This window comes from Microbacterium sp. C-MGS6, from assembly GCF_058140415.1.
The window spans coordinates 300,371-325,932 of sequence record NZ_CM176934.1 but is presented as its reverse complement, the minus strand read 5'-3'; the positions used below and the strand labels follow the sequence as shown (position 1 = coordinate 325,932).

Here is a 25,562-nt window from a genome sequence, read left to right as displayed (position 1 = left end):
TCATGCGCATCCCCGCCGCGATCCGCGCCTCCCAGCGCTCCCCCCTGCTGCAGGTGGTGAAGTCGGCCGCGGCGACCATCGCCGCGTGGCTGATCGCGGGCTTGGTCTTCCCCGGGCAGCTGCCGGTGTTCGCCGCGATCGCCGCGCTGCTGGTCGTGCAGCCCAGCGTCAACCAGTCGCTGTCGAAGGCGCTGGAGCGCAGCATCGGCGTGATCGTCGGCGTGGTGATCGCCGTCGGCCTCGGCCTGCTCCTCGGCTCGCCGAGCTGGATCGTGCTGCTCGCGATCGTCGTCGCGATGCTCGTGGCATGGATCTTCCGGGCGTCCCCCGGCACCGGCAACCAGGTCGCGATCTCGGCGATGCTCGTGCTGGCGCTCGGGTCGTCGAGTCCGGAGTACGCGATCGCCCGGATCGGGGAGACCCTCATCGGGGTGGTGATCGGCATCGTCGTGAATGCGCTGATCGTGCCGCCGGTGCTCGTCGAGCCGGCGCGGCGGGATGTGGGGCTGCTCGGACGGGAGCTCGCCGCGAGCCTCGACCGCCTCGCGGACGCCCTGCCCGCCCCGCAGACTCCGGCGCGGCTGCAGGAGCTCATGCTCGAGGTGCGGCTGCTGCGACCCATGAAGGACGCCGCCGAAGCCGCGATCGCCGCCGGGGAGGAGTCGCTCACGCTGAACCCCCGGCGCTCGACCCATCGCGCCGACCTGCAGGAGCTGAGGGCGCTGCTCGACCGGCTCTCCCCCATCGTCACGCAGACCATCGGCATGACCCGCGCCTACTTCGACCACTACGACGACCGGCTCGGCGAGGAGCCCGCGGTGGCCGCGATCGCCGAGCAGCTCCGCCGGGCCGGGCACGACGTGCGTCTCGCGGTGCAGACCACAGCGCCCTCTCCGGAGCCCGAACCGCTGACCTCCGCCATCCCCGCGCTGACCGCTCCGCTCGTGATCCGTCCGCCCTCCTCGCAGCACTGGATCCTCATCGGCTCCCTCATGGAAGACCTCCGTCGCATCCGCGGCGAGCTCCTCGACGAAGACTGAGTACCGACCCGCCCCCTTTCGCACCTCCCGGCCCCCTCTGTGCGTCCGCAACGGGCCGGGACGCACCGAAAGGGGTGGGTCGGCGGGGGTTACCCTGGCGGGATGACAGTCGAAGAGGCGCTGGCGGAGCTCGCGGCGCTGGAGGACCCGAAGCAGCGCGCGGCGAACGAGAAGCGCGGCGACGACCACGGCATCAACCTGAGCCGCATGCGCGCCCTCGCGAAGCGCATCAAGACGGACCAGGCCCTGGCGCGGGAGCTGTGGGCGACCGGCGAGACGTCCGCCCGGCTTCTGGCCCTGCTCGTGTGCCGTCCGGCCGACTTCACCGCCGACGAGCTCGACACGATGCTGCGCGAGACGCGGCCCCCCAAGGTGAACGACTGGTTCGTGAACTACGTGCTCAAGAAGTCGCCCCTCGCCGAGGAGCTGCGCCGGCGCTGGTTCGACGACGCGGATCCCACCGTCGCCGCCGCCGCGTGGTCGCTCACGACGGTCCGCGTGACGAAGGACGCCGACGGTCTCGACCTGCCGCACCTGCTCGACCTGATCGACCGCGACCTGCAGCAGGCCCCGCCGCGCCTGCAGTGGGCCATGAACGAGACCCTCGCGAACATCGGCATCTTCCATCCGGACCTGCGGGGACGGGCGGTGGAGATCGGAGAACGGCTCCAGGTGCTGGCCGACTACCCCACCGCCCCCGGCTGCACCTCGCCCTTCGCGCCCCTCTGGATCGGGGAGATCGTCCGGCGTCGCGAGGGCTGAGTACGCTGAGCGGATGAGCACCCACATCGCCGCGGAACCCGGTCAGATCGCCCCCGTCGTCCTGTTCCCCGGCGATCCGCTGCGGGCGAAGTGGATCACCGAGACCTTCCTCGACGACGCCGAGCTGTACTCGGAGACGCGCGGCATGCTGGGCTTCACCGGCACCTGGGAGGGGCATCGGGTCTCCGTCCAGGGCTCGGGGATGGGGCAGCCGTCGATGGCGATCTACGCGACGGAACTGTTCACGGAGTACGACGTGCAGACGATCGTCCGGGTCGGATCCTGCGGCGCGCTGACCGAGAAGCTCGCGGTCCGCGACATCATCATCGCCAACGGCGCGAGCACCGACTCCGGGATCAACCGCGTGCGCTTCCACGGCCTCGACTACGCCCCGCTCGCCGACTTCGCCCTGCTGCGCGCGGCGGTGGAGGCGAGCGAGTCGGAGCCGGTGTCGTCCACGGTGCACGTGGGGCCGCTGTTCTCGAGCGACCAGTTCTACAGCACCCGGCCGGAGCTCACGGAGCCCTTCGTGCGGCACGGCATCCTCGGCGTCGAGATGGAGGCGGCAGGGCTCTACACGCTCGCCGCGTTCCACGGGCGCCGCGCCCTCGCGATCTGCACGGTCAGCGACCACATCGTCACCGGCGAGGAGACCACGGCCCAGGAGCGCGAGCAGACGTTCGGCGACATGGTCCGCATCGCCCTCCGCGCAGCGACCTCGGTCTGAGACTGGCCCCCTCGTCGAGTAACGTTATACACTTCACAGGTCGCGCGGCGCCGGGGACGACCGCACAGGGCGGTCGCTGCTGCGCGCGATGAAGACGACTGGGGAGAACCATGGCCACGCAAGATCAGCTCAACACGCTTCTGGCGGACATCGAGCGCGACATCAACGGATTCATCGGGGCGTCGATCGTCGACCTCGAATCAGGACTGCCGCTCGCCTCGAGCTCCGTCCGTCCGGACTTCGACCTCGAGGTCGCGAGCGCGTTCAACAGCGAGATCGTGAAGAACAAGAAGCGCACGATCGATGCCCTCGGCATCGATGGCGAGCTCGAGGACATGCTGCTGACGCTGAACACGCAGCTGCACCTGCTCAAGATGCTCGACGACGATCTGTTCATCTACCTGGCCGCCGATCGGCAGGCCACGAACCTCGCCCTGCTGCGCTCCTCGGTGAACCGCCGGGTCGCCGCCCTCGGCGCGTGATCCATGAGGCCGTGGGGAGCGGCCTCGGGAGAGGGCGACAGCGAAAGACCGGTCCCGGGGAGCGGACGATGAGGCGCCCCCGGCGCCGACGGACCGACCTGCCTCAGCGGTACCGGGTGATCTTCGCCGGTCCGGTGGGCGCGGGCAAGACGACCGCGGTCCGCGCTCTGAGCGACGTCGCGCCGGTGGACACCGACGTGCCGATGTCGTTCGCGAGCGGTGACGGCAAGACCACCACGACGGTCGGGCTCGACTACGGGACCTGGCGGCCGACGCCCGAGGTCTCCATCGCGCTCATCGGCATCCCGGGGCAGCAGCGCTTCGCGTCGGCACGGCAGCGCGTCTCGATCCCGGGCACCCGGGTGCTGCTCTGGCTGCGCGGCGACCGCGACACCCTCGTCGCCGACGCCGACGAGTGGCTGGACGTTCTCGCGGGCGAGGAGCATCGCGTCGTGATCGCCGTCAGCCACACCGCCGGACGAGCGATCGGCGATATCCGGCGCGCGCTCGCCGCCCCCCTCGCGCGACACGGCATCCCCGCCTCGCGCGTCCTCGCGGCCGACGCGCGCGACCGCGACAGCGTGATGCGTGTCGCCGGCGCCGCTCTCGATCTTCCGGAGGAGAAGCCATGACCGGACCCGCCCGGCGGCACGACGCCGCCGCGACGCCCGATCCGTCCCGCATGCACCCCGACGTCGCCGGCAACTGGGCCCTGTGGTCGCGCATCGTCGGCCCGTCGGCGCAGACCCGTCTGCAGCAGTTGGAGGAGCGCTTCCCGGAGCTGACGACCGCGGTCCTCGGCACGGCCGACGGCCTCCACATCGCCTCGCTCGGCGTCGACCAGGACGGCGGCGAGCAGCTCGCGGCGATGAACGGCTCCCTGTTCGGGGTCGCGCGAGCCGAAGCCGAGATCATCGCCGGCGGGACGGAGCCGACCCTGTCGGCCATCGTGTCGCTGTCCATCGGAGAGAACCAGATGGCCCTGCTGAGCTTCATCCTCGCGCCGTATGGCCAGCTCCTGCTCTCGGTGTCGGCCTCGTCGTCGCAGCTCGGGACCGTGATCGTGCACGCGCGCTCCACGGCGTACGAGCTGCTCACCGCGCTCGGGGTCACGGGATCGGCGACATGACGCAGATGGGATGATCGAAGCACCATGAATCCCACGCCGCGGCTCGAACCCTCTCTCGTTCCCGACGCGGCGGACCCCGACGCGGTCTACCTGACGTTCGTGGAATGGGCGGAGTCGACCGGCATCCGCCTCTACCCCGCGCAGGACGAGGCGCTCATCGAGATCGTCTCCGGCGCGAACGTCGTCCTGTCCACGCCGACGGGCACCGGAAAGTCGCTCGTCGCGGTCGGAGCCCACTTCGCGGCGATGGTCGGCGGCCGCCGCAGCTACTACACGGCGCCGATCAAGGCCCTCGTCAGCGAGAAGTTCTTCGCGCTGGCAGAGGTGTTCGGCGCCGAGAACGTGGGGATGGTGACGGGAGACTCCGCCGTGAACGCGGACGCCCCCATCATCTGCTGCACCGCCGAGATCCTCGCGAACCTGGCCCTGCGGCAGGGTGATGCCGCCGACGTGGGCCTCGTCGTCATGGACGAGTTCCACTTCTACGGCGACCCGGACCGCGGGTGGGCCTGGCAGGTGCCGCTCCTCGAGCTCCCACAGGCCCAGTTCGTGCTGATGTCCGCCACCCTCGGCGACGTCACCACCCTCGCCGCCGACCTGACGCGTCGCACAGGACGGGAGACCGCCTCGGTCACCGGAGTGGAGCGCCCGGTCCCGCTGCACTTCTTCTACGAGACGACGCCCATCCACGAGACCATCGACGACCTGCTGAACACGGGACAGGCCCCGGTCTACATCGTGCACTTCTCGCAGGCGGCCGCCATGGAGCGGGCCCAGGCCCTGTCGAGCACGAAGGTCGCGACGCGTGAGCAGCGGGACGAGATCGCCGCCCTCATCGGCGGCTTCCGCTTCACGACGGCGTTCGGCAAGACGCTCTCCCGCTTCCTCCGGGCCGGCATCGGCGTGCACCACGCCGGCATGCTGCCCAAGTACCGCCGACTCGTGGAACAGCTCGCCCAGCGCGGTCTCCTCCGGGTCATCTGCGGCACCGACACCCTGGGCGTGGGCATCAACGTCCCCATCCGGACCGTGCTGCTCACCGCGCTGACGAAGTTCGACGGCACGCGGATGCGCCAGCTCAACGCGCGGGAGTTCCACCAGATCGCGGGCCGGGCCGGACGCGCGGGCTACGACACCGCTGGTACCGTCGTCGCCCAGGCCCCGGAGCACGAGACCGAGAACCTCGCCGCGATCCGCAAGGCCGGCGACGACCCGAAGAAGAAGCGGAAGATCATCCGCAAGAAGGCCCCGGACGGGTTCGTGTCGTGGGGAGAGCCGTCGTTCCGGAAGCTCATCGATGCGACGCCCGAGACCCTGACCTCGCACATGCAGATCACCAGCGCGATGCTGCTCAACGTCATCGCCCGGGGCGGCGATGTGTTCGGGAACGTCCGCCGGCTCGTCTTCGACAACCATGAGCCGCGCGCCCGGCAGCGTGCGCTCGCCCTCCGCGCCCTCGCGATCTTCCGGACGCTCCGGGAATCGGGCGTCGTGGAGACGTTCGACACGGGCGTGCCCGGAGCACCGAAGGGGGTCAGGCTCACGGTCGACCTGCAGCCCAACTTCGCGCTCAACCAGCCGCTGTCCCCCTTCGCCCTCGCGGCGTTCGATCTGCTGGACCCTTCGACGGGCTCAGGGACCCAGGAAGGCTCAGGGACCCACCCTTCGACAGGCTCAGGGACCCAGGAAGGCTCAGGGACCCACCCTTCGACGGGCTCAGGGACCCAGGTGGGGACGGGGTCGTACGCGCTGGACATGATCTCGATCGTCGAGGCGACGCTGGACGATCCGCGCGCCGTACTCAGCCAGCAGGAGTTCCTCGCGCGGGGCGAGGCGGTCGCCGCGATGAAGCGCGAGGGCATCGAGTACGACGAGCGCATGGAGCTCCTCGAGGCGATCAGCCACCCGAAGCCCCTGGAGGAGCTCCTCGACGCGGCCTTCGAGACCTTCAGCGCGGCGCAACCGTGGATCCGTGACTTCGCCCTGCACCCGAAGTCCGTCGTCCGTGACATGTACGAGCGGGCCATGTCGTTCGGCGAGTACGTCGCGTTCTACAAGATCGCCCGCTCCGAGGGCGTCGTCCTGCGGTATCTGTCGGACGCGTACCGCGCCGCCTCCCAGACGATCCCCGAGGAGCGGAAGGACGAGGACCTCCACGACCTCATCGCCTGGCTCGGCGAGCTCGTGCGCCAGATCGACTCCAGCCTGCTCGACGAGTGGAGCGAGCTGACCGCAGGGACCGCCGCCCGCGGCGAGACCGACGAGCCGATCGTCCCGCCCGCACCGAAGCGCCTCACGAGCAACACCCGCGCCTTCCGCACGCTCGTCCGCAACGAACTCTTCCGGCGCGTGCAGCTCGCCGCGCGTGAGGACGTGGATGCGCTGGCCGAGCTCGACCCGTCGTTCGGCGCCGCCGCCTGGTCGGACGCGCTGGATGCGTACTTCGCCGAGCACGACGACATCGGCACCGGACCGGACGCCCGCAGCTCCCGCATGCTGCTGCTCACCGAGGGTCCGACCGCCTGGACGGCGCGGCAGATCATCGACGACCCGGTCGGCGACCACGACTGGGGCATCAGCGCCACCGTCGACCTCGCCGCGTCGGACGAGGCCGGCGAGGCGGTCGTGACGGTGACGGCGGTCGACCGGCTGTGAGCGAGGCGGGCCCCGTCAGGCCTGCATGACAGCGAGCACGTTCCCCGCCGGGTCGCGGAACCACGCGATGTCCGGCCCCTGCCCGTTCCCGCGGACGATGCCGCGGGAGTCCGACGGGAACTCGTCGTCGCCGTAGATCTTCGTCTGCACGCCGCGCTCGTTGAGCTCCTCGACCGCGGCGTCGACGTCCGCCACCGGGAAGTTCAGGATCGTGAAGCTCGCCGGGGTGTGGTTCGGTTTCGCGTAGACGAGGATCGACCCGCCGCGGGGCAGGCGCAGATCGAGGAACCCCATCGCGTTGACCTCGACGTCGAGCCCGAGGGTCGTGCCGTAGAACTCTTTCGCCGCGTCGATGTCGTCGACGCTGAAACCGCTGAACGCGTTCTCCGCTGTGAAGGCTGCCATGCCCCCAGCATCCGCCTCCGCACGCGCCGTGTCGAGCCCCTCTCACACGGCCGCTCGGACGAGCCTGCCCACGAGGTCGACGTAGTCCACCCCGGCCGCCGCGAATATCCGCGGCACCTGGGAGGCGGCGGTCAGCCCCGGCATCGTATTCACCTCGTTGAGCACAGGGCCCTCGTCCGTGAGGAAGAAGTCCATCCGGGCGACGCCGTCGCACCCCAGGGCATCGAACATCGCGATCGCCGCGCGCTTGAGCGCCGTCGTGGCGGCTGTATCGAGCTGCGCGGGAACCGTGAAGCGGGCCGTGCCGTCGTACTTCGTCGCGGTGTCGAAGAGCCCGGGCGCGTGGATCTCCAGGGGCGGGGCGGCCCACCGCACCCCGCCCTTCTCCCGCAGCACGGCGACGTCGATCTCCCGTGCGTGCACGACCTCCTCGACCAGGATCCGCCGGTCGAACCGCGCTGCCCCCCGCAGCGCCGTGAGCAGGTCGCCCTCCTCCGTCACCAGGCTCACGCCGTGGCTCGAGCCGGCCGTGACCGGCTTGACCACGACCGCGCCGTCGAACTCCACATCGCCGATGTCCTCCGCGGCGACCAGTCGCCCCCTGGCGGTCCGCAGCCCCACGGCCTGGGCCACCAGCTTCGTGGCCCATTTGTCCATGCCGATCGCCCCCGCCCCCAGCGCGGAGCCGACCACGGGGACCCCGGCGAGCGCGCACAGCGCCGCGAGGGCGCCGTCCTCCCCGAGCGCCCCGTGCACGGCCGGGAACACGACGTCGCTCGCCGCGAGCAGCGGCAGGGCCTGCTGCAACGATGCCGCCGGACTCACGCCGGGCGGGATGCCGTCCGCGCGCCACACGCCGTCGCGGTCGATCGTCACGGTCGTGACGGCGTGTCCCCCCAACCGCAGCGCCGCGGCGACCGCCGCCGCCGACGCGAGCGACACCTCGTGCTCCGGGTTCTGTCCCCCTCCGATGACCAGGACCTTCATCGTCATGCCACGCTCCTTCTCACTCGCGGGCCGATGCCCGTGACGATGGTGTGCGGGATGGTGCCCGCCCACCGCGCCCACTCCTGCACCGACGGCACTGCGCCGCCGTCCGGCCCGAACACCGTCGCGACCGCTCCCCGCGGGAACGCCCTCCCCCCGGTGTCGACGACGATCTGATCCATCGACACCCTCCCGACCATCAGGTGCCGTTCCCCTCCGATCTCCACCCCTGCACCCGGCCCGACCTCCCGCGGGATGCCGTCCGCGTACCCGACGCCCACGACGCTCAGGTGCGTGGCCGTCGCCGTGGTGTGCGTGCCCCCGTAGCCCACGACGGTTCCGGCCGGCACGGCGGCGCTGTGCACCACGGGCGCGGTGAACCGGGAGGCCCCGACCAACGACACCGTCTCGGACGGGTCGATCCCCACGAGGGCGGCCCCCACCCGCACCATGTCGAAGTGCGTGGCGGGGTCCGTGAGAGCCCCCGACGTCGCCGCGAGGTGCACGAGCAGCGGTCCGAACCCGGCGCGCAGGACCGCGTCCCTCCCCTGGCGCATTCGCAGCACCGCGGCCGCGTTCGCCCGCGGATCCGCGGCGTCCGCGCAGGGGAGGTGCCCCATCACCCCGACGACATCGATCCGTCCACGGGCCGCCCTCGCCGTGCGCAGCAGAGTGTCCCAGTCCTCCACGGGGCACCCTCCGCGCGCCATCCCGGTGTCGAGGTGCAGGTGCACCCGCACGGAAGCTGTGGCATCGGCCGCGAGCTGGCGCAGCTCCTCGACGGAGCCCACGGCCACGTCGACCCCCGCAGCGGCCGCGAGCGGCGCGTCGATGCCCGCCGGATGCAGCCAGGCGAGGATCGGCACCCGCAGGCCGGCCTCGCGCAGCGCGACCCCCTCGGCGACGTCGGTGACCCCGAGCCACTCAGCTCCCGCGGCCACGGCGGCGGTCGCCACCGCCACCATGCCGTGACCGTAGGCGTCGGCCTTGACCACGGCCATGACGGGAACCGCAGCGGCGGCCCGCACGCGGCGGAGGTTCTCGGCGACGGCGCCCGGAAGGGTGGACAGGGTCGGTGCGTGCAGGCGGGACAGGGTCGCCCCCTCCGCGAGCACCGCGGTCATCGCTGCATCCTCGGGTCTTCGGTGGCATCGGCGTACTGTGCGGGGCAGCCGTCCTCGACAGCCTCCGGTCGCAGCTCGTAGTGCCAGGACTCGTTGGCGTAGGTCTGGCAGAGCCCGTAGCGCCAGCCGCGCTGGGCGAGCCAGTCGAGGGTGGGGAGCGGACCGAGGTCGACCGCGTCGCCGGAGACGTGCGCCGAGGTCTCGGCGGTCGCCACCCAGCGGCGCGCCTCCTCCTCCGAGCCGTAGTCGTCGATGGCGTCGCGGAGCAGCTGCTCCTGCAGCGTGGCCGACCGCCATCCGCTGTTCACGACGAAGGTGACCCCGTCGGCCTCGGCATCGAAGGCGGCACGCTGGAGGGCGTCGAGCAGCGCGGGGTCGAGGTTGCCGACGGCGATCCTGTCGACGTCGAAGACCGTCGGCTGATCGCCGTCGCGGATCACGCCGTCCGCCTCGCTCGGGGCGAGCACCGATCCGGTGGTCGGCGGATGCGGATCGGTGTCGGAGCCGGAGGAGCCGGTGGTGGCGGGCGTGACGATCGGGGCGGTCTCGGCGAACGCGGCCGAGAGCGACTGCTGCACGGCGACGGCGGCGACCACGGCGAGTGCCAGCACAGAGGCCGTGGTGGCGATCCGCCGACGGCGCCGTGCCCGGACGGCTCGGGGGGTGTGGAGGTCGTTCATGCTTCCAGTGAAGAGAGGACGCGGTTGCCAGGGCGTATGGCGTTTTCCATACACCGCCGATATGCCGCACTGCGTAGGATCGCTGCCATGCGTGTGCTGATCGTCGAGGACGAGCCCTACCTCGCCGAGGCGGTCCGCGACGGGCTGCGGCTCGAGGCGATCGCGGCCGACATCGCCGGCGACGGCGACACCGCGCTCGAGCTCCTGAGCATCAACGCGTACGACATCGCGATCCTCGACCGCGACGTGCCGGGGCCGTCCGGCGATGACATCGCGCGCTGGATCGTCGCCTCGGGCAGCGGCATCCCGATCCTCATGCTCACGGCCGCCGACCGGCTGGACGACAAGGCCTCCGGGTTCGAGCTCGGCGCCGACGACTACCTCACCAAGCCGTTCGAGCTGCGGGAGCTGGTGCTGCGGCTGCGCGCCCTCGATCGCCGCCGCCAGCGCGCGCGACCGCCGGTGCTGGAGATCGCCGGTCTTCGTCTCGACCCGTTCCGCCGCGAGGTCTACCGCGACGGCCGGTACGTCGCCCTCACCCGCAAGCAGTTCGCCGTGCTGGAGGTGCTCGTCGACGCCGAGGGCGGTGTGGTCAGCGCCGAGGAGCTGCTGGAACGGGCGTGGGACGAGAACGCCGACCCGTTCACGAACGCCGTCCGCATCACCGTCTCCTCGCTGCGCAAGCGCCTCGGCGAGCCGTGGCTGATCCTCACGGTGCCCGGCGTCGGCTACCGGATCGGGGCCGACCCGGATGCGTAGGCGGCGGGGGATGAGCGTCCGCCTCAAGCTGACGCTGAGCTACGCGGGCATCGTCGTCGTCTCCGGCCTCCTGCTGCTCGGCGCCGTGGCGCTCTACCTCCTGCGGTACGTCCCGGATGTGCAGATCCCCGTCGTCGAGTTCTTCGTCCCCAACCGTTCGGATCTGATCCGGGCGTTCGTGCCCGTCGCCGCGATGGTGATGGTCGCCCTGCTCGCGATCGGTCTCGGCGGCGGGTGGCTGCTCGCCGGCCGGATGCTGGCCCCGCTCGACCGCATCGGCGACGCGGCCCGGCTCGCGGCCCAGGGCTCGCTGTCGCACCGGATCCGCATGGAGGGCCCGAGCGACGAGTTCCGCGACCTCGCCGACGTCTTCGACACCATGCTGGAGCAGCTGGAGGCGCACGTCTCCGAGCAGCAGCGCTTCGCCGCGAACGCCTCGCACGAGCTGCGGACCCCCTTGGCCATCTCGCAGACGCTCCTCGACGTGGCCCGCACCGATCCCGACCGGGACGTCGACGCCCTCATCGACCGGCTCCGCGAGGTGAACACGCGGGCGATCGACCTCACCGAGGCGCTGCTGCTGCTGAGCAGGGCGGATCAGCGCACTTTCCCGCGGACCCTCGTCGACCTGTCGCTGCTGGCCGAGGAGTCCGTCGAGGCCCTCCTCCCGCTCGCCGACCGCCGCGGGGTCGAGGTCGAGGTCTCCGGCGTCCCGGCGACCGTGCTCGGCTCCTCCGCCCTGCTGCCGCAACTCGTCATGAACCTCGTCGCCAACGCGATCGTCCACAACCGGGGCGACGGCGGCGGCTCCGTCGCGGTGCGCACGCACTCCCTCCCGGACGCGGTGGCCCTCGTCGTGGAGAACACCGGTGCGGAGCTCCCCGCCTCCCAGGTCGCCACGCTCGTCGAACCCTTCCAGCGCGGCACCGAGCGCACGCGGGGAGCGGAGCACGCCGGGGTGGGCCTCGGCCTCGCGATCGTCCAGCGCATCACCCAGACACACGGCGGAACCCTCGTGCTGACCCCCCGCACCGGCGGAGGCCTCATCGTGACCGTCTGGTTCCCGCACCCCTATCCCGGCTGACCCGGCTTTCGAATCGCGCGATTCGCCCTGTTTCGGCTCCGGATAGAACCATTCAGGCGATTCGAACGGAGTCGAACGGGCGTCACCAGGGGCTGGGCTCGTAGTCCTTGAGGAAGACGCCGTGGATGTCCTCGCCGGCCTCGCCGCGCACGATCGGGTCGTACACGCGGGCGGCGCCGTCGACCAGGTCGAGCGGGGCGTGGAAGCCCTCCTCTGCGAGCCGGACCTTCGTGTAGTGCGGGCGCTCGTCGGTGATCCAGCCGGTGTCGACGGCGGTCATGAGGATGCCGTCCGTCTCCAGCATCTCCCCCGCGCTCGTACGGGTCAGCATGTTCAGCGCGGCCTTCGCCATGTTCGTGTGCGGGTGGCCTGGACCCTTGTAGCGCCGGGAGAACTGTCCCTCCATCGCGGAGACGTTCACGACGTACTTCCGGCGCGACGGCGACGCGGCCATCGACGCCCGCAGCCGGCTGATGAGCAGGAACGGCGCGGTCGTGTTGGCGAGCTGCACCTCGAGCATCTCCAGCGGATCGACCTGATCCACGGACTGCACCCAGCTGTTGACGCGGTTCACGTCCGGCACGAGTCCGCCCGCGTCGATCGCCGTGCCGTCCGCGTGCTTCTCCAGCGAGGACGAGCCCGGTGCCATCGCGAGCCGTGCGAGGTCTTCCGCGGTGAGCGCCTGTCCCCCCTGCTCTGCGACCGTGCCCCCGAGCGCGGCCACCGACAGCAGCGGGTGCGAATCGACCGAGGCCTGCAGCGCCTGCGGGTGCGGGTCGACGGTGTGCCCGAAGGTCTCCATCTCTGGCAGCGGCCCGTCCGGCAGCGGCTGGAGCTCCGCGTCGGCGAGCAGCGAATAGGCTCCCGGCGAGCGGCGGACCGTCTGGGCGGCGTTGTTGATGAGGATGTCGAGGGGCCCCTGCGCGGCGACCGAGTCGGCGAGCCCGATCACCTGGGCCGGGTCGCGGAGGTCGATGCCGACCACGCGCAGCCGGTGCAGCCAGTCGCCCGCATCCGGCAGGGCCGAGAACCGGCGCACCGCGTCGCGCGGGAACCGGGTGGTGATCGTGGTGTGCGCGCCGTCGCGGAGGAGGCGCAGCGCGATGTGCATGCCGATCTTCGCGCGGCCGCCGGTGAGCAGAGCGCGCTTGCCGGTGAGGTCCGTGCGGGCGGTGCGCTTGCCGTGGCTGAAGCGCGCGCAGTCAGGGCAGAGCTGGTGGTAGAACGCGTCGACGAGCGTGTACGGCTGCTTGCAGATGTAGCAGTTGCGGGGTTTGAGGAGCTCGCCGGCGATGGGCGCGTCCACCACGCTCGTGGCGAGATCGTTGCCGCGCGTCTCGTCGTCGATGCGGTCGGGAGCGCCGGTGGCGGTGCGAGCGACGACGGCCTTGTCCGCCTCGGCGATCGCGTCCCGGATCTCCTTGCGCCGCACGCGCTTGACCGCCTTGAACATCGCCGCGGTCGCGTGGCGCACGGCCACGAAGTCGGGGTGCTCGTTGTCGATCGTGTGCAGCTCGGCGAGGACGCGCAGCGTGGTGGCGAGGTCGTCGGGGTCGATGCCGGGGCCCAGGTCGGGAGTGGCGTCGGGCGCGTCGGTCATTAGGCCGATTTTACGCGACAGTCCTGGGGGTCTCCTGCCGTGTGGGGTGCCGGGCGCCGCGCGGCTACGCTGGGTCCGGACGGAAGGGATGAGATGAGGAAGGCCGGCACGCTGAGGATCGTCGCTTTCGTGTGCCTCGCTCTCGCCGTCATCGGGACGGTCGCATCCTTCTCGGTCGTCCGGGCGGGCGGCGCCGACGGCGCCGTGTACCTCGGCGTGAACATCCTGCTGGCGGTGCTGGGAATCGTGCTACTCCTCATCGGGGCACGTCGAGGACCCGGTGCGCCTCGTGGGGAATCCGGCGACTAGCACTCGCGCGACCACCGCTGCCATGGCTCCCGCCGTCCTCGCGGAACGGCAGCGGGTCTCCTGCTCTGTCCGATCCCCGGCGTAGGGTCGACGCATGAGCAGCGCAGAATCCTTCCCGCACCCCGGCGTCGTCCCCTCCTACCTGCTCGCGCGCCTGGCCGAGTCGGGTCGTTTCCCCAAGGCCGCCGCCGCCGCCCGGCAGACGCTCACCGCCGGGCGCCCGCCCTTCCGCGCCCGCATCGACCTCTCCATCGACGAGAACGGCGACCTCGTCGCGCAGCTCTCCGATGCGCCGAACCGCACGATCAGCGACGCCGGCAACACGCAGCAGCTCCCGGGGGCCGTGGTCCGCACGGAAGACGATGAGCCCGTCGTCGACACCGCGGTCAACGAGGCCTTCGACGGCCTGGGCGCGACGTTCGAGATGCTGCTCTCCGCGTTCGGCCGCAACTCGCTCGACGACGCCGGCGCTCCTCTCGACGCGACCGTCCACTACGGCGTCGACTACGACAACGCCTTCTGGGACGGCGAGCGCATGGTGTTCGGCGACGGCGACGGCGAGGTGTTCCAGCACTTCACGGGCTCGCTCACCGTGATCGGACATGAGCTCGCCCACGGTGTCGTGCAGCACACGGCGAACCTGGAGTATCAGGGGCAGCCGGGCGCACTCAACGAGTCCGTGGCCGACGTGTTCGGCGCCCTCACCGAGCAATACGCCCTGGGGCAGTCCGCCGACCAGGCGAGCTGGCTCATCGGAGCGGAGATCTTCACCGATGCGGTGGAAGGGTCAGCCCTGCGCTCCATGATCGCGCCGGGCACGGCCTACGACGACGATGAACTCGGGAAAGACCCGCAGCCCGACCACATGAGCGGATTCGTGCGCACCACCGAGGACAACGGGGGCGTGCACATCAACTCCGGCATCCCGAACCGCGCCTTCGCCCTCTTCGCCCTCGACCTCGGCGGCAACGCCTGGGAGCGCGCCGGGACAGTCTGGTACCGGGCACTCACCGGCGGGCTGTCGAGCACCGCGAACTTCACCGAGTTCGCCGACGCCACGGTCGCCGCAGCGGCCACGGTCGATCAGGAGACGGTCGCCGCCGCTCGACGCGCGTGGACGACCGTGGGAGTCTATGAGGATGACCGAGGACCCGACTCCGCCTGACGCCCCCGTCGTCATCGCCGTCGTGCGCTCGGGAGGTCTCGCCGGCATCCGTCGCCAGTGGCGTGTGGAGGCCGAGCCGCCGGACGCCGAGGAATGGATCGGCCTCATCGACAGCTGCCCCTGGGATGACGACGTCGACACGGAACCCGGGGCGGACCGCTTCGTGTGGAGCATCCGCGCCCGCACCCCGTCCGAGCGCCGGGAGCGGGAGCTGCCCGACTCCGCCGTGGACGGTCCGTGGCGCGCCCTCGTCGATGCCGTGCGGGAGGCCGCTCGCGACGCGTGAGCCCGCGGTCGCAGATTCGCACTCCCGTCGCAGGAGCCCGCCGGATCCCTGCGACCTCGGTGGGAAACGGCGACCTCGGGCCGACCGGGGGTCACAATGGACGCATGGGACTCTTCCAGCAGCGACCCGAGGAAGAAGAGAAGCAGTGGGGACTCCCCTCTGAGCCTCTCGAGACCTCGGCCGCAGACACGCTCGACACCGCGCCGGCGCTCGACCCGCTGACCCTCGGCCTCGACACCCCCTCCTCGGTGAGCTCCATCGTGTTCCCCGTCGCCCCACCCGCTCCCGAGGCCGAGAGCACCGAGAACGCCGACCCCGAGGACTGACCCCGCACGGCGTCGCACTCTCCCACTCCCGTCGCAGGTTCCCGGAGGTTCCGTGCGACCTCGGCGCGAAAGTCCGTCCGCGGCCAGCGATACGGTGGACGGATGACCATCACCGCCGCCGCAGACGGCTCCGCCCTGGGCAACCCCGGCCCGAACGGCTGGGCCTGGTACATCGACGACGCGAACTGGGCCGCCGGCGGCTCCCCGCACGGCACGAACAACCAGGGCGAGCTCCGTGCTGTCCTCGAGCTGCTCCAGGCGACGGCCGGCACCGACGAGAAGCTGCTCATCGAGTGCGACAGCCGCTACGTGATCGACTCCGTGACGAAGTGGATGCCCGGCTGGAAGCGTCGCGGCTGGCGGAAGTCCGATGGCGGGCCCGTGCTGAACCGCGACCTCCTCGAGGGGATCGACGAGGCCATGCGCGGTCGCGACGTCGAGTTCTCCTGGGTCAAGGGCCACGCCGGTCACCCCCTGAACGAGGCCGCCGACGAGCGCGCGAACGCCGCCGCCAAGGCCTATCAGCAGAAGCAGGAGCCGCGGCGAGGCCCCGGGTTCACCCGCGCGACCGACGCCGGAGCCGCCGTCGCGGCCTCCGCCCCGGTCGCCGCTGCAGCCGCTGCACCGTCGCCCACTTCCGCGGCCCCGTCCCGCACCTCGGCGCCCGTCGCGGAGGCGGACTTCGCCCAGCCGCTGTGGGCCGAGACCTCCGACCTCCTCGACGGACTCGACCTCGCGCAGGACGACCCCATCGTGCTCCAGCTACCGCTGTCCCCCGACGAGCACGCGCGCCTCCGGGACCGCGCCGAAGCGCAGGGCATCACCCTCGAAGAAGCACTTCGCCGCCTGATCTGACGGAGACCCCGAGGCGTACACTCGCACCATGTCGACTCCCCGCACCATCGGCCGGATCTTCCTCGGCGCCTCGCTCGTGTTCGCCGGCGTCTCCCACCTCACGTTCGCCCGCGAGGAATTCCAGGCGCAGGTGCCGGAATCGCTGCCGCTCGATCCCGACACCACGGTGCTCGCGTCCGGCGTCGCCGAGGTCGCACTCGGCTCCGCTCTCCTTCTCGCCCGTCGCCGCCGTCGCTCGGTCGGCACCGTCGCCGCTCTCTTCTTCGCCGCGGTGTTCCCCGGCAACGTGGCCCAGTGGATGCATCATCGCGACGGCTTCGGCCTCGACACCGATATGAAGCGCTTCGTGCGTCTGTTCTTCCAGCCGGCCCTCATCGCGCTGACTCTGTGGTCCACGCGCGCCCCGCGGCGCTGACCGACCCCGCGAGAACAGGCATTCCCGCGAGAACAGGCCCCCACGCCCGCCCGCGCCTGAACCCGCGCGACGGCCTGATGCGGCGTCACCCCGGGTCGGCTCCGTAGACTCGGCGGATGGCGGAAAGGACGAGGCGACGGTGAACAAGCGCACCGTCTTCGGCCTGCTCCGGCTCACCGCCGCCGCCGTCTGCCTCATCGCGCTGATCCACCGCCTCGCGTGGGGACTCGCGTCGAACACCATCGCGAGCCAGAACTTCTTCGCGTATCTGACCAATCAGTCGAACATCGCCTTCGTCGTCCTCCTGACCATCGCCGGAGTCCTCGCGCTGCGGAGAGCCCGCGATCCGCGGTGGCTCACCGTGGCGCTCGCGCTCGTGCTCACCTGGACCATCACCGCCGGACTCGTGTTCGCGATCCTGGTCTGGCAGGCCGGAGTCCGGGGGATCCGCATCGACGTGCCGTGGTCGGATCAGGTGCTGCACTTCTGGCTGCCCGCGGTGACCGTCGCGGCCTGGGCCCTGGCCCCCGGGCATCGGGCGGTGCCGTGGCGGGTGATCCCGGTGACCCTGGCGTACCCGGTGCTGTGGGGCGTCGCGACACTCATCCGCGGACCGCTGATCGGCTGGTATCCGTACTACTTCCTCGACCCGCGGCAGGTCAGCGGTCCGGTCGAGTTCACGCTCTCCTGCGCGATCGCGCTGGCCGTCTTCGCCACGGTGGCGACCGCGCTCGTGCTCATCAGCCGCCTGCCGGACCCGTGGGACCGCGCTCGTACGGAGCCGCCGCCCGAGGACAGCGCCCCGGCCGAGGCCGCACGTGAGACGGTTCAGGCGTAGAGCGCCAGCGACCCGAGCGCCGCCTCGACGGCCTCGGCCTCCCCGAGCTCCGCGAACTCCCGCGCCGCCGCGCCTCCAACGATCCCGACGAGCACGTTCTCGCCGGTCGAGGGGCGGAGGTTGATCCACGTGGGGATCGCGATGTCCTCGCCGACCGCGTGCCAGATCGCCTCGTCGCCGTCCCAGAACGGCTCGTCCCATCGCAGCCACACCGTCTCGATCGCGCCCATGCCGAGCGCGGACACGGCGCCGCGGTTGTCGAACGGCAGCGGCGGATCGAACTCGATGCCCTGCTCCTGCAGCACCCCGAGCGGCACCGTCAGCAGCACCCGGTCGAAGGAGAGGGCCTCGCCGGTGCCGAGGCGCACGCTCACGCCGGTGTCGTCCCACGCGAGACGGGTGACCGGGGAGCTCAGCCCGACCTTCACCCCGTCCAAGGTGCTCTCGATGAACGGGGTCAGATCGTCGCCGACGCCCTGCAGCGCTGCGTCGGGGAGCGGCGGGGCGAACCAGCTCGACAGGTCGGCGGCGTCGGCGCCCGTGCGTGCGGCGAGGAGCGCGAGGAGGGCGGCGGTCGCGGGATCCTCCGGGTCGATGCCGGCCGCCACCAGGGCGTCCGCCACCGAGGAGTCCTGCGGGGCGGCCTGTGCCGTGGTCACCGCGGTCTCCACCGGCTGCGGATCCACGGGGTCGACATCGCCCTCGGCCGAGCGCCACCGCGCCCCGTCGAGGTCGACGAGGTCCATGTCCCCCTCGTCGATCGCATCGAGAAGCTCCGCGTCGGCGTCGCCGAACAGCCACGCGCCGAGCTGCACCGGAACCGGCCAGTCGTCGCCCGTGCGGGAGAGGATCCGGCCGCCGACGCGGTCGCGCGCTTCGAACACCGTCACCTGCAGGCCGTCCTCCGCGAGCTGCGCGGCGGCGGTCGCCCCGGCGATCCCGGCGCCGATCACGGCCACCCGCTCGCCGTCCTCCGCAGCGACGGTGAGCTCCCGAGCGGCACGGCGGCCCGACCGCAGGGCGCCGCGGACGGTACCCGGCGCCTCGTCGTCGGTCGCCTCGCCCGCGAAGAAGAGCCGGTCGTCGACGGGCTGCGCGAGCGCCGTGCGGGTCGCGACGAGCACCCCCACGGGAGTGAAGCTCGCGGCACCCCGGGCGAAGGGGTCGGTGGTCCAGGTGCTGCGGATACTGCCGCTCGGGGCGGGGACACCGGGCGGCGGCTCCGGTTCGCGCGTGCGAGTGGGGGTCGGCGTCGGTTCCGGCTCCGGGGTGCAGGAGGCGAGAAGCACCGAGACGGCACCGGCTCCGGCGCCGAGGAGCAGGGTACGGCGCGTGATCCTCATCGTGCCGCCACTTTATCCCGCTTTCGCACAGGCAGAAGCGCCGGAACAGGCGGCTCTCCATGAGAACCGCCTGTTCCGGCGCGAGTGCCGGGGCGTCAGACGGACAGCAGCTCCCGCTCCAGCCGCGCGAACGAGGCCTCCATGCCGTCGGCCATGCCGGTGGCGAGGATCATGTCCCGCGTCTCCTTGTCGGGGTACTCGATGAGCACCGTCACGAGGGTCGCGCCGTCCTCCTCGTAGAGGTTGAGGTCGTTGAGCGTCTCGGTCGGCATGCCCTGCATCCGCTCGGTGGTGACGGCGCGCTTCGGGGCGTCGATCAGCAGCGCCTCCCCCTCGAATCCGAACGGCTCACCCTCCGTGTCGCCCACGGGCGCCCAGGAGTTCCGGTACGACTGGCCGACCTCGGTCGCCGACACGCACTCGGTCATCTCCCACCCGTCCGGGCCGAGCATCCACTGCCGGATGAGCTCGGGCTCGAAGTGGGCGCGCCACACCAGCTCGCGCGGACCCTCGACGAGGCGGGTGATGCGCACGTGCGTGTCGTCCAGCAGCTCCACCCGCGTGCCCTTGCCCTGGGCGTAGTCGCGGAGGTCCTGCAACACGGCGTCGAGCTGGGCCATGGCCATCCGGGTGCCCTCCACGGCGCCCATCGCGACGACCTGCTCGAGCGCCTCGGCGGACGTGAAGTGGCTCGTGTTGACCATGCGCGTGCCCTCGGCCGTCGGCTCGAACGTGAACGTCATGCGCATGGAGGGGAGGTTCGCGTCCGGCGTGCCGTCCTCGTCGGCGAACGAGTCGAGCACCGTGAAGCTGCGCGGCGCGTCGATCTCCAGGAACTCCCACGTGCCGGAGGCCTTCTCCCCGCGGGGACCGTTCATCGTGTAGACGGCTCGGCCTCCGACGGTGTGGTCCCACCGGGTGAAGGTGGCCGGCCAGCCGGGAGGACCCCAGAACCGCTCGAGCTGCTGCGGGTCGGTGTAGGCGGCCCAGACGCGCTCGACGGGCGCGGCGAGGTCGGCGACGACGGTCATGGTGAGGTTCTCGGCATCCGTGATGATGTCCGTGACAGGCATGTCAGTCTCCTTGCGATTCGGTGCGTTGACTGCTGGTGGGGTCGTTGGGGGCCGGCTTCCCCGCGGGCGGGGACGGCTCGGCCAGGAGATCGTCGAGCCGGGCGATGCGCGACCGCCACAGCTCTTCGTATCGGGCGAGGAGCGCCCTGGCGCGGGCGATCATCTCGGGGTTCGCGCGGACGAGCCGCTCGCGTCCCTCGGCGCGCTTGACGATGAGGTTCGCCGCCTCGAGCACGGCCACATGCTTCTGGACCGCGGCGAACGACATCTCGTACTCGGAGGCGAGGGTCGAGACGGACTGCTCCCGCTCGATCGTCCGGCGCAGGATGTCCCGCCGGGTCGACGTCGCCAGTGCGTGGAACACACGGTCGACCTCCGCTTCGCTCAACTCCGTTTGTGCAACCATTTGGTTGTACGTTAGACCCGCGTCGCGAGCGTGTCAAGAGTGCTTCGCGGCACTCACGCCCCACGGCCGCCCGGCACCCACCCGGTCACCCGCGCCCAGGCCTCCATCTCCCCCTGCGCCCGGTCGAACCAGTGGTCCTTCGCCCGCGCGTAGCCGTCGAAGTCACAGTCGCCCCGGTGCGCGGAGGCCAGAGCGGTCTTGAGCGCCGCGTACTCGTCGCGCGCCTCCGGGTCCGCCCGCAGCCAGTCTCGGAACAGGAGGGCGTATCGCCAGTTCGACGCCCCGACGCGTCGCACGTGCACGATCGCCCGGGCCCTGGCGTCCACGCTCGCGAACAGGCGTTTCGACCACTCGTCCGGATCGCCGCCCGTCCGCGCGTTGTCCCGGGAGACGCCCGGCGCGTCCGGCACGATGCGCTGCACGTTCACGAAGCCGGCGTCCCCGAGGCGCTGCTCCGCGGCATCCGCGTCCGCGAGGTCGCGCCCCCCCACCTGGAGGTCGATGATCGGCTTGGCGCGCAGCCCGGGCACGGCCGTCGAGCCGATGTGATCGACGCGCACCAGGACACCGTCGAATGCCGCGGCGATCCGAGCGCCGAGGCGGGCCGCATCCGCCGCCCAGCGCGGCGACCAGGACTCGAGGATCGGCGGCGTGTCCGGAGGGAGTCGCCGAGCCCTCCGGCGCTCCTCGACCTCCGCCGCTCGGGCGAAGAAGCGGGACAGGCCGTCCTCGTCGCCCTCCGCGATAACCGCGTCGCACCACGCGCCGGCGGACACTTCGCCGATGCCGAGCACGAGATGCGCCGTCGCGGAGGCGTGCGCCACGGTGGCCGCATCGACGGGCCCGAGACCCGTCACGACCGCATCCGGCCGCGCCGCACGCAGACGGCGCACGACCACGCCGTCATCCTCCCCGACGACGACCAGGGCGAGGGGCGAGAACGCGTCCGCCCCCGGAGAGCCTTCGGACTCATCTGCGAGCGGATCCACTGGTCGCCTCCTCCGGATTCGTCCCGCCGGAGTCGGCACTCCCGCGGCAGACGGTCCCCACAGCGTAGCCAGGCGGCCGAGCATTTCCATTCACATGAATCCACACCGGTATTCCCGGCGTAGGCTGGAGGGAAGGACGGACCGTCCGAGAAGATCTCCCGGCACCGCGCCCGCCCGGGAAGGAGCCCGAAAGTGGCTCAGTACGACGTCTCGAACCGCTCGGCGATCGTGACAGGAGCGGGCAGCGGCATCGGCCGCTCGGTCGCCCTGCTGCTGGCGCAGAACGGCGCGGCGGTGGTCGTGAACGATCTGAACGCGGAGAACGCGAACGCGGTCGTCGAGGAGATCCGCGCCGCCGGAGGCACCGCGGAGGCGTCGGTCGGCGACGCGACGGACCCGGCCTGGATCGCCTCGTCGGTCGAGCTCGCCAACTCGCTCGCCCCGCTCCGCATCGGCGTCAACAACGCCGGCATCGGCGGCGCCACCGCGCCCACCGCGGACTATGAGGAAGACGCGTGGGACAAGGTGATCGCCATCAACCTCAACGCGGTCTTCCGCAACATGAAGGCGCAGATCCCGTCGATCCTCGCCAACGGCGGCGGCTCGGTCGTGAACATCGCCTCGATCCTCGGCAGCGTCGGCTTCGCAGGCTCCCCCGCCTACGTCACCGCCAAGCACGGCGTCGTCGGAATGACGAAGACCGCCGCTCTGGAGTACTCGGCGCAGGGCGTCCGCGTGAACTCGGTCGGCCCCGGCTTCATCGACACCCCGCTCCTGGCGAACATGGGCGACGAGGCGAAGGACTTCCTCGTGTCGAAGCACCCGATCGGTCGCCTCGGCCAGGCGGACGAGGTGGCGAACCTCGTGGTGTTCCTCGCGAGCGACGCGGCCAGCTTCATCACCGGCAGCTACCACCTGGTCGACGGCGGCTACACCGCCCTCTGACGAAGAAACGGCATCCGGCTGCCGGGAACCCGAATCCCGGCGGCCGGATGCCGCGGTCGGCGATCCAGAGCCCCCGCTCCGTTCTCGCCGTAGCCGTCACCGTCCGGGAATCCGAGAGCCCTTGAGGAGGATCCCGAGGCGATGAGGCAGGTTGTGCACCCCTCCGTTATCAGGCGGACATCGCGTGCAGTTCGCGCGACATCGCATCGAGCGAGAGCTCGGGGTCGGTGAGGTCGAGTCCGCCGGTCGAGCCCGCGGCCTGCATGAGGCGGGCCAACAGCGGCCGCTGGAGCGTGACCGACGTCTCGACGACGAAGCGGATCGGAATGGACGCGTGGATCCACAGCGTCTCGGTGCGGTCGGCGCCGGTCTGCACCGTGAGCGCGAACGGCTCGTTGCGCCGCAGCTTGGTCACGGTGGCGGCGCGAAGGTGGGCGAGCAGCTCGTCGTCGATCTCGATCGGGTCGGCGAGGTTCGCGTAGGTGAGGGTTCCCATGTTCTTCTCCTCGTGGCAGAAAACCTGGACGAGGATAGTTTACTAGTTTAACTAGTTAAATCAAATCCATCAGGGAAGGTCGCCGAGCTCGTCGGTGAGTCGACGCAGGAAGCGGGAGATCACCGCGGCCTCCTCCGGGGAGAACTCCTCCTCCAGGGCGGCGACCCGCTGGGTGAGCTCATCCCCGTGACCGTGCAGATCACGGAGCGAAGGACGGAGAACTTTGGACCGGGCATCCAGGGGGTGCGGGGCGACGACGATCTGCCCCCGCTCGGACATCCGTCGCACGACACTCGTGACGGCGGCGGTGCTGATGCCGAGGTACGTGGCGAGATCGCGGGGAGTGACCGGCTTCTCGACGGGCGCCGTGCTGATGAAGTGCATCGCCGCGCGGTCGGTATCGTTGGGCTCGCGGCGGGCGGCGAGACGGCGGTTCAACTGCGCGTCGGCGCGACGGAAATCGTCGACATCGCGCGCGAGCGCCGAGGTCGTGACGTCGGTACTGATGTTCCCCATGCAGAGATCCTCCTTCCCCGCTTCCCATGGTACCTCGACTGACTGACAGTAAGGCTGACTAGCGATATTCGGGGGCGACCAGGACTTCCGGAGATGCGAAGATGGAAGTCTGCCCCCGAAAGGATGCCATGCCGGAGCGACTGAGTCTCGAGGAGGCGTCGTACATCCGCTACGCCGATCTGCTCGCCCGTCTGGAGGAACTCTTCCCCTCCGTCTCGCGACGCCGGATCGAGCAGATCATCAGCGCCGAGACCGACGCGATCACGGGCGGGCTCCTGCGCATCGTCCCCGCAGAGGTCGAGACCGGCGCGATGGAGATGCTCGAGCGGGAGGCCGGTTCCAGCGACGAAGGAGAGGTCGCGTGACCGACAGCACCGGCGAGTTCCACGCCTCCGGGTACTGGTACCCCGACAGCGAGCGCGCCACCACGGTCGATGTGCTCAACATGCTGCGGCGCTACCGCAGCGCCGAGACGGCGATGCGCGCCCGCACGCGCGCGTCCATGGGGATGAACGAGACCGACCTCGTCGCCCTCCGGTTCCTGCTGCGCGAGCAGAAGGCGGGACGCATCGTGCGCCCGATCGACCTGGCCCGCACGCTGGACATCTCCACGGCGTCGACGACCACACTCATCGACCGGCTGGAGAAGGGCGGGCACGCGCGCCGCGAACCCCACCCCACCGACCGTCGCGCCGGCATCGTCGTGCCGACCGTGAGCAGCGACGACGAGGTGCGGGCGACGCTCGGGGCGATGCACCGCCGGATGCTCTCCCTCGTGGACGACCTCTCCGACGACGAGCGCGTGGTCGTGATGCGGTTCCTCGTCGGGATGACCGCCGCGATCCAGGAGGCCGCCGAGGCGGACGCCGTGCACAGCGGCGCCGACCTCGTGGACGAGCCGGCCTAGTCCGACGCGTTCCGCGGGCGCCGCTTGTCCAGGAAGCCTGCGAGCAGCACCGCCACGAGCGCCGCGACCGGCGCCACCACGAGCCCTGCGCGAAGGCTCTGCGTCTCCGCCAGCCATCCGACGAACGGCGGCGACAGCAGGAAGCCGAGCCGGAGCAGCCAGGACACCACGGTGAGCCCGACACCGGGCCGCAGCCCCGGGAGCTCATCGGCGGCATGCATCGCGGCGGGGATGAGGGTGGCGATGCCGAAGCCGACAGCCGCGAACCCGAGGATCGTGCCGGGCACGCTCGGGAACAGCAGAGCGAGGGTCATCCCGAGGGCGGCGATGAGGCCGCCGACCCGCGCCACCCAGCGCTGTCCGAAGCGGTCGGTCATCGGATCGCCGAGCAGACGCCCGACGAACTGCGCGCCGACGAGAGCGATGAACCCGAGCGGCGCGACCGCGGCTGCCGCCCCCAGGGAGTCGCCGAGGTAGAGCGTGGCCCACGAGTTGCCGGCGTCTTCGGCGATGGCGCCGGCCATCGCGATGAGGGTCAGGGCGATCACGGCCACCACCGTCCGCGCCGGGATGCCGCGACGGACAGCGCCGGAGATCTCCACCGGTTCCGCCACGGCGTCCTCCTCCGTCTCGTCGTCGCGGCCCGGAAGGCAGAAGCGGAGGGCGACGAGGGCGACCGTGGCGAACACCGCGGTCGAGATCCCCAGGTGGACGGCGAGCGGGAGCTGCAGCGCGATCGCGCCCGCCGCCATCACTCCGCCGAGCACCGCGCCGATGGACCAGATGGCGTGGAAGGAGTTGATGATGGAGCGCCCGTACCGCCGTTGCACGCGCAGGCCGTGGGCGTTCTGCGCGACATCGGTGATGGCGTCGGAGGCTCCGCCGACGAAGAGCGCGATCGCGAAGAGGACGCCGGTCGGAGACAGCGCCGCCGACAGCAGACCGAGGCTCGTGAGGACGGTGCCGATGACCGCGATGCGCGCCGACCCGAAGCGACGGATCAGCGTGGCCGCCAGAAGTCCGGCCGCGATCGCGCCGGCGGGGAAGGCGGCGAGCGCGAGACCGTAGCCGAGGTTGTCGAGGCCGAGGGCGGCCTTGATCTCGGGGTACCGCGGCAGGATGTTCGCGAACAGGGCGCCGTTCGTGAGGAACAGCGCCGAGACGGCGATGCGCGCCCGACGGGTGGCGACGTCCGCGGGTGCTCGTCGAATCGATTCGATTGAAGTCACGGATACGACCGTACCGTGTCTCCGGGGTGC

Annotated in this window: 31 protein-coding genes; 19 read left to right on the top strand and 12 right to left on the bottom strand. The window is 71.3% G+C overall.

The features are described from left to right. Nucleotides 1–2: 2 nt before the first annotated feature. The 7 genes from AC3B5L_RS01600 (at nt 3) to AC3B5L_RS01570 (ending at nt 6,795) form a co-directional block, all read left to right on the top strand. A complete protein-coding gene (locus tag AC3B5L_RS01600; protein ID WP_187663030.1) occupies nt 3–1,040 on the top strand; it encodes an FUSC family protein in 1,038 nt (345 codons plus the stop codon). Nucleotides 1,041–1,142: 102 nt separating this feature from the next. Further along, complete coding sequence (locus AC3B5L_RS01595; RefSeq protein ID WP_187663029.1) at nt 1,143–1,802, top strand: DNA alkylation repair protein; 660 nt, start codon at nt 1,143–1,145, stop codon at nt 1,800–1,802. 13 nt (nt 1,803–1,815) lie between these two features. Next, a complete protein-coding gene (gene deoD, locus AC3B5L_RS01590) occupies nt 1,816–2,529 on the top strand; it encodes a purine-nucleoside phosphorylase (protein ID WP_490096133.1) in 714 nt (237 codons plus the stop codon). A gap of 110 nt (nt 2,530–2,639) precedes the next feature. After that, complete coding sequence (locus AC3B5L_RS01585) at nt 2,640–3,011, top strand: roadblock/LC7 domain-containing protein (protein WP_187663027.1); 372 nt, start codon at nt 2,640–2,642, stop codon at nt 3,009–3,011. Between the two features lie 68 nt (nt 3,012–3,079). Further along, nucleotides 3,080–3,643: a GTP-binding protein gene (locus AC3B5L_RS01580; protein WP_187663026.1), complete on the top strand. Its 564-nt coding sequence runs from the start codon at nt 3,080–3,082 to the stop codon at nt 3,641–3,643. Continuing rightward, nucleotides 3,640–4,140, top strand: a complete 501-nt coding sequence (locus tag AC3B5L_RS01575; protein WP_187663025.1) for a roadblock/LC7 domain-containing protein — start codon at nt 3,640–3,642, stop codon at nt 4,138–4,140. The genes AC3B5L_RS01580 and AC3B5L_RS01575 overlap by 4 nt, the downstream gene beginning before the upstream one ends. A 24-nt stretch (nt 4,141–4,164) precedes the next feature. Next, complete coding sequence (locus AC3B5L_RS01570; RefSeq protein WP_490096132.1) at nt 4,165–6,795, top strand: DEAD/DEAH box helicase; 2,631 nt, start codon at nt 4,165–4,167, stop codon at nt 6,793–6,795. A gap of 15 nt (nt 6,796–6,810) precedes the next feature. Here AC3B5L_RS01570 and AC3B5L_RS01565 read toward each other — a convergent pair whose 3' ends face one another. The 4 genes from AC3B5L_RS01565 to AC3B5L_RS01550 are packed head-to-tail and all read right to left on the bottom strand — an operon-like array spanning nt 6,811 to nt 9,991. After that, nucleotides 6,811–7,200, bottom strand: coding sequence for a VOC family protein (locus AC3B5L_RS01565; RefSeq protein WP_101847682.1), 390 nt, complete (start codon nt 7,198–7,200; stop codon nt 6,811–6,813). A gap of 42 nt (nt 7,201–7,242) precedes the next feature. Beyond that, nucleotides 7,243–8,193, bottom strand: a complete 951-nt coding sequence (locus tag AC3B5L_RS01560) for a D-alanine--D-alanine ligase family protein (protein ID WP_313366513.1) — start codon at nt 8,191–8,193, stop codon at nt 7,243–7,245. Beyond that, nucleotides 8,190–9,311: an alanine racemase gene (alr, locus tag AC3B5L_RS01555; RefSeq protein WP_363445019.1), complete on the bottom strand. Its 1,122-nt coding sequence runs from the start codon at nt 9,309–9,311 to the stop codon at nt 8,190–8,192. Before alr ends, AC3B5L_RS01560 begins: the two co-directional genes overlap by 4 nt. Beyond that, nucleotides 9,308–9,991: a M15 family metallopeptidase gene (locus tag AC3B5L_RS01550; RefSeq protein ID WP_490096131.1), complete on the bottom strand. Its 684-nt coding sequence runs from the start codon at nt 9,989–9,991 to the stop codon at nt 9,308–9,310. Before AC3B5L_RS01550 ends, alr begins: the two co-directional genes overlap by 4 nt. 87 nt (nt 9,992–10,078) lie before the next feature. On the opposite strand from AC3B5L_RS01550, the gene AC3B5L_RS01545 reads away from it, so the two are divergent. Both AC3B5L_RS01545 and AC3B5L_RS01540 read left to right on the top strand, forming a co-directional pair. Next, nucleotides 10,079–10,750 (top strand): response regulator transcription factor, encoded by a 672-nt coding sequence (locus tag AC3B5L_RS01545; RefSeq protein ID WP_259951898.1) that lies wholly within the window; start codon nt 10,079–10,081, stop codon nt 10,748–10,750. 10 nt (nt 10,751–10,760) lie between these two features. Continuing rightward, the gene (locus tag AC3B5L_RS01540) at nt 10,761–11,834 is read left to right on the top strand and encodes a sensor histidine kinase (RefSeq protein WP_187663019.1); all 1,074 of its coding nucleotides are present in this window, start codon (nt 10,761–10,763) and stop codon (nt 11,832–11,834) included. Nucleotides 11,835–11,916: 82 nt separating this feature from the next. Here the strand turns inward: AC3B5L_RS01540 and AC3B5L_RS01535 are convergent, their stop codons facing one another. After that, a complete protein-coding gene (locus tag AC3B5L_RS01535) occupies nt 11,917–13,434 on the bottom strand; it encodes an SDR family NAD(P)-dependent oxidoreductase (protein WP_187663018.1) in 1,518 nt (505 codons plus the stop codon). A gap of 93 nt (nt 13,435–13,527) precedes the next feature. Between AC3B5L_RS01535 and AC3B5L_RS01530 the strand changes: the two genes are divergently transcribed. The 7 genes from AC3B5L_RS01530 to AC3B5L_RS01500 all read left to right on the top strand — a co-directional run bounded on the left by AC3B5L_RS01530 (nt 13,528) and on the right by AC3B5L_RS01500 (nt 17,628). Then, nucleotides 13,528–13,743 (top strand): hypothetical protein, encoded by a 216-nt coding sequence (locus tag AC3B5L_RS01530; RefSeq protein WP_259951893.1) that lies wholly within the window; start codon nt 13,528–13,530, stop codon nt 13,741–13,743. 94 nt (nt 13,744–13,837) lie between these two features. Continuing rightward, nucleotides 13,838–14,908, top strand: coding sequence for a M4 family metallopeptidase (locus tag AC3B5L_RS01525; protein ID WP_259951891.1), 1,071 nt, complete (start codon nt 13,838–13,840; stop codon nt 14,906–14,908). Then, entirely contained in the window at nt 14,883–15,194 is a 312-nt protein-coding gene (locus AC3B5L_RS01520) for a protealysin inhibitor emfourin (protein WP_187663015.1), read from the top strand. The genes AC3B5L_RS01525 and AC3B5L_RS01520 overlap by 26 nt, the downstream gene beginning before the upstream one ends. Nucleotides 15,195–15,298: 104 nt before the next feature. Beyond that, nucleotides 15,299–15,520, top strand: coding sequence for a hypothetical protein (locus AC3B5L_RS01515; protein ID WP_259951888.1), 222 nt, complete (start codon nt 15,299–15,301; stop codon nt 15,518–15,520). Nucleotides 15,521–15,622: 102 nt separating this feature from the next. Further along, entirely contained in the window at nt 15,623–16,375 is a 753-nt protein-coding gene (locus AC3B5L_RS01510) for a ribonuclease H family protein (protein ID WP_259951886.1), read from the top strand. A 28-nt stretch (nt 16,376–16,403) separates the two neighbouring features. Next, entirely contained in the window at nt 16,404–16,790 is a 387-nt protein-coding gene (locus tag AC3B5L_RS01505) for a DoxX family protein (RefSeq protein WP_259951884.1), read from the top strand. Nucleotides 16,791–16,929: 139 nt separating this feature from the next. Then, nucleotides 16,930–17,628, top strand: a complete 699-nt coding sequence (locus tag AC3B5L_RS01500; protein ID WP_259951882.1) for a Pr6Pr family membrane protein — start codon at nt 16,930–16,932, stop codon at nt 17,626–17,628. On the opposite strand, the gene AC3B5L_RS01495 is transcribed toward AC3B5L_RS01500, so the two are convergent. The 4 genes from AC3B5L_RS01495 to AC3B5L_RS01480 form a co-directional block, all read right to left on the bottom strand. Beyond that, complete coding sequence (locus AC3B5L_RS01495; protein ID WP_259951881.1) at nt 17,619–18,971, bottom strand: flavin monoamine oxidase family protein; 1,353 nt, start codon at nt 18,969–18,971, stop codon at nt 17,619–17,621. The genes AC3B5L_RS01500 and AC3B5L_RS01495 overlap by 10 nt on opposite strands. 95 nt (nt 18,972–19,066) lie before the next feature. Next, a complete protein-coding gene (locus AC3B5L_RS01490; RefSeq protein WP_259951878.1) occupies nt 19,067–20,044 on the bottom strand; it encodes an SRPBCC family protein in 978 nt (325 codons plus the stop codon). A 1-nt stretch (nt 20,045) separates the two neighbouring features. Beyond that, complete coding sequence (locus AC3B5L_RS01485; RefSeq protein WP_259951877.1) at nt 20,046–20,450, bottom strand: ArsR/SmtB family transcription factor; 405 nt, start codon at nt 20,448–20,450, stop codon at nt 20,046–20,048. Nucleotides 20,451–20,503: 53 nt separating this feature from the next. Further along, the gene (locus AC3B5L_RS01480; RefSeq protein WP_490096130.1) at nt 20,504–21,439 is read right to left on the bottom strand and encodes a GrpB family protein; all 936 of its coding nucleotides are present in this window, start codon (nt 21,437–21,439) and stop codon (nt 20,504–20,506) included. A 192-nt stretch (nt 21,440–21,631) separates the two neighbouring features. On the opposite strand from AC3B5L_RS01480, the gene AC3B5L_RS01475 reads away from it, so the two are divergent. Next, a complete protein-coding gene (locus AC3B5L_RS01475; protein ID WP_187663008.1) occupies nt 21,632–22,384 on the top strand; it encodes an SDR family NAD(P)-dependent oxidoreductase in 753 nt (250 codons plus the stop codon). Between the two features lie 169 nt (nt 22,385–22,553). Here AC3B5L_RS01475 and AC3B5L_RS01470 read toward each other — a convergent pair whose 3' ends face one another. Together AC3B5L_RS01470 and AC3B5L_RS01465 are read right to left on the bottom strand one after the other, a co-directional pair. Continuing rightward, nucleotides 22,554–22,880, bottom strand: coding sequence for a DUF7882 family protein (locus AC3B5L_RS01470; RefSeq protein WP_187663007.1), 327 nt, complete (start codon nt 22,878–22,880; stop codon nt 22,554–22,556). A gap of 69 nt (nt 22,881–22,949) precedes the next feature. Then, nucleotides 22,950–23,396 carry a MarR family winged helix-turn-helix transcriptional regulator gene (locus AC3B5L_RS01465; protein ID WP_187663006.1) on the bottom strand — a complete coding sequence of 149 codons (447 nt, stop codon included), beginning with the start codon at nt 23,394–23,396 and terminating at the stop codon, nt 22,950–22,952. 128 nt (nt 23,397–23,524) lie between these two features. On the opposite strand from AC3B5L_RS01465, the gene AC3B5L_RS01460 reads away from it, so the two are divergent. After that, a complete protein-coding gene (locus AC3B5L_RS01460) occupies nt 23,525–23,761 on the top strand; it encodes a hypothetical protein (protein WP_187663005.1) in 237 nt (78 codons plus the stop codon). Then, nucleotides 23,758–24,303 (top strand): MarR family winged helix-turn-helix transcriptional regulator, encoded by a 546-nt coding sequence (locus AC3B5L_RS01455; protein ID WP_232089158.1) that lies wholly within the window; start codon nt 23,758–23,760, stop codon nt 24,301–24,303. The genes AC3B5L_RS01460 and AC3B5L_RS01455 overlap by 4 nt, the downstream gene beginning before the upstream one ends. On the opposite strand, the gene AC3B5L_RS01450 is transcribed toward AC3B5L_RS01455, so the two are convergent. Continuing rightward, the gene (locus tag AC3B5L_RS01450; RefSeq protein WP_232089260.1) at nt 24,300–25,523 is read right to left on the bottom strand and encodes an MFS transporter; all 1,224 of its coding nucleotides are present in this window, start codon (nt 25,521–25,523) and stop codon (nt 24,300–24,302) included. The genes AC3B5L_RS01455 and AC3B5L_RS01450 overlap by 4 nt on opposite strands. Nucleotides 25,524–25,562: the final 39 nt, after the last annotated feature.

Excerpts from the sequence above, each read along its gene's own strand:
- alr (WP_363445019.1), bottom strand. The coding sequence starts at position 9,311 with ATGACCGCGGTGCTCGCGGAGGGGGCGACCCTGTCCCGCCTGCACGCA.
- AC3B5L_RS01540 (WP_187663019.1), top strand. The coding sequence starts at position 10,761 with ATGAGCGTCCGCCTCAAGCTGACGCTGAGCTACGCGGGCATCGTCGTC.
- AC3B5L_RS01490 (WP_259951878.1), bottom strand. The coding sequence starts at position 20,044 with ATGCCTGTCACGGACATCATCACGGATGCCGAGAACCTCACCATGACC.
- AC3B5L_RS01520 (WP_187663015.1), top strand. The coding sequence starts at position 14,883 with ATGACCGAGGACCCGACTCCGCCTGACGCCCCCGTCGTCATCGCCGTC.
- AC3B5L_RS01465 (WP_187663006.1), bottom strand. The coding sequence starts at position 23,396 with ATGGGGAACATCAGTACCGACGTCACGACCTCGGCGCTCGCGCGCGAT.
- AC3B5L_RS01510 (WP_259951886.1), top strand. The coding sequence starts at position 15,623 with ATGACCATCACCGCCGCCGCAGACGGCTCCGCCCTGGGCAACCCCGGC.
- AC3B5L_RS01565 (WP_101847682.1), bottom strand. The coding sequence starts at position 7,200 with ATGGCAGCCTTCACAGCGGAGAACGCGTTCAGCGGTTTCAGCGTCGAC.
- AC3B5L_RS01460 (WP_187663005.1), top strand. The coding sequence starts at position 23,525 with ATGCCGGAGCGACTGAGTCTCGAGGAGGCGTCGTACATCCGCTACGCC.
- AC3B5L_RS01530 (WP_259951893.1), top strand. The coding sequence starts at position 13,528 with ATGAGGAAGGCCGGCACGCTGAGGATCGTCGCTTTCGTGTGCCTCGCT.
- AC3B5L_RS01575 (WP_187663025.1), top strand. The coding sequence starts at position 3,640 with ATGACCGGACCCGCCCGGCGGCACGACGCCGCCGCGACGCCCGATCCG.
- AC3B5L_RS01535 (WP_187663018.1), bottom strand. The coding sequence starts at position 13,434 with ATGACCGACGCGCCCGACGCCACTCCCGACCTGGGCCCCGGCATCGAC.
- AC3B5L_RS01515 (WP_259951888.1), top strand. The coding sequence starts at position 15,299 with ATGGGACTCTTCCAGCAGCGACCCGAGGAAGAAGAGAAGCAGTGGGGA.
- AC3B5L_RS01560 (WP_313366513.1), bottom strand. The coding sequence starts at position 8,193 with ATGACGATGAAGGTCCTGGTCATCGGAGGGGGACAGAACCCGGAGCAC.
- AC3B5L_RS01505 (WP_259951884.1), top strand. The coding sequence starts at position 16,404 with ATGTCGACTCCCCGCACCATCGGCCGGATCTTCCTCGGCGCCTCGCTC.
- AC3B5L_RS01550 (WP_490096131.1), bottom strand. The coding sequence starts at position 9,991 with ATGAACGACCTCCACACCCCCCGAGCCGTCCGGGCACGGCGCCGTCGG.
- AC3B5L_RS01600 (WP_187663030.1), top strand. The coding sequence starts at position 3 with ATGCGCATCCCCGCCGCGATCCGCGCCTCCCAGCGCTCCCCCCTGCTG.
- AC3B5L_RS01570 (WP_490096132.1), top strand. The coding sequence starts at position 4,165 with ATGAATCCCACGCCGCGGCTCGAACCCTCTCTCGTTCCCGACGCGGCG.
- AC3B5L_RS01545 (WP_259951898.1), top strand. The coding sequence starts at position 10,079 with ATGCGTGTGCTGATCGTCGAGGACGAGCCCTACCTCGCCGAGGCGGTC.
- deoD (WP_490096133.1), top strand. The coding sequence starts at position 1,816 with ATGAGCACCCACATCGCCGCGGAACCCGGTCAGATCGCCCCCGTCGTC.
- AC3B5L_RS01495 (WP_259951881.1), bottom strand. The coding sequence starts at position 18,971 with ATGAGGATCACGCGCCGTACCCTGCTCCTCGGCGCCGGAGCCGGTGCC.
- AC3B5L_RS01585 (WP_187663027.1), top strand. The coding sequence starts at position 2,640 with ATGGCCACGCAAGATCAGCTCAACACGCTTCTGGCGGACATCGAGCGC.
- AC3B5L_RS01595 (WP_187663029.1), top strand. The coding sequence starts at position 1,143 with ATGACAGTCGAAGAGGCGCTGGCGGAGCTCGCGGCGCTGGAGGACCCG.
- AC3B5L_RS01580 (WP_187663026.1), top strand. The coding sequence starts at position 3,080 with ATGAGGCGCCCCCGGCGCCGACGGACCGACCTGCCTCAGCGGTACCGG.
- AC3B5L_RS01470 (WP_187663007.1), bottom strand. The coding sequence starts at position 22,880 with ATGGGAACCCTCACCTACGCGAACCTCGCCGACCCGATCGAGATCGAC.
- AC3B5L_RS01525 (WP_259951891.1), top strand. The coding sequence starts at position 13,838 with ATGAGCAGCGCAGAATCCTTCCCGCACCCCGGCGTCGTCCCCTCCTAC.
- AC3B5L_RS01485 (WP_259951877.1), bottom strand. The coding sequence starts at position 20,450 with ATGGTTGCACAAACGGAGTTGAGCGAAGCGGAGGTCGACCGTGTGTTC.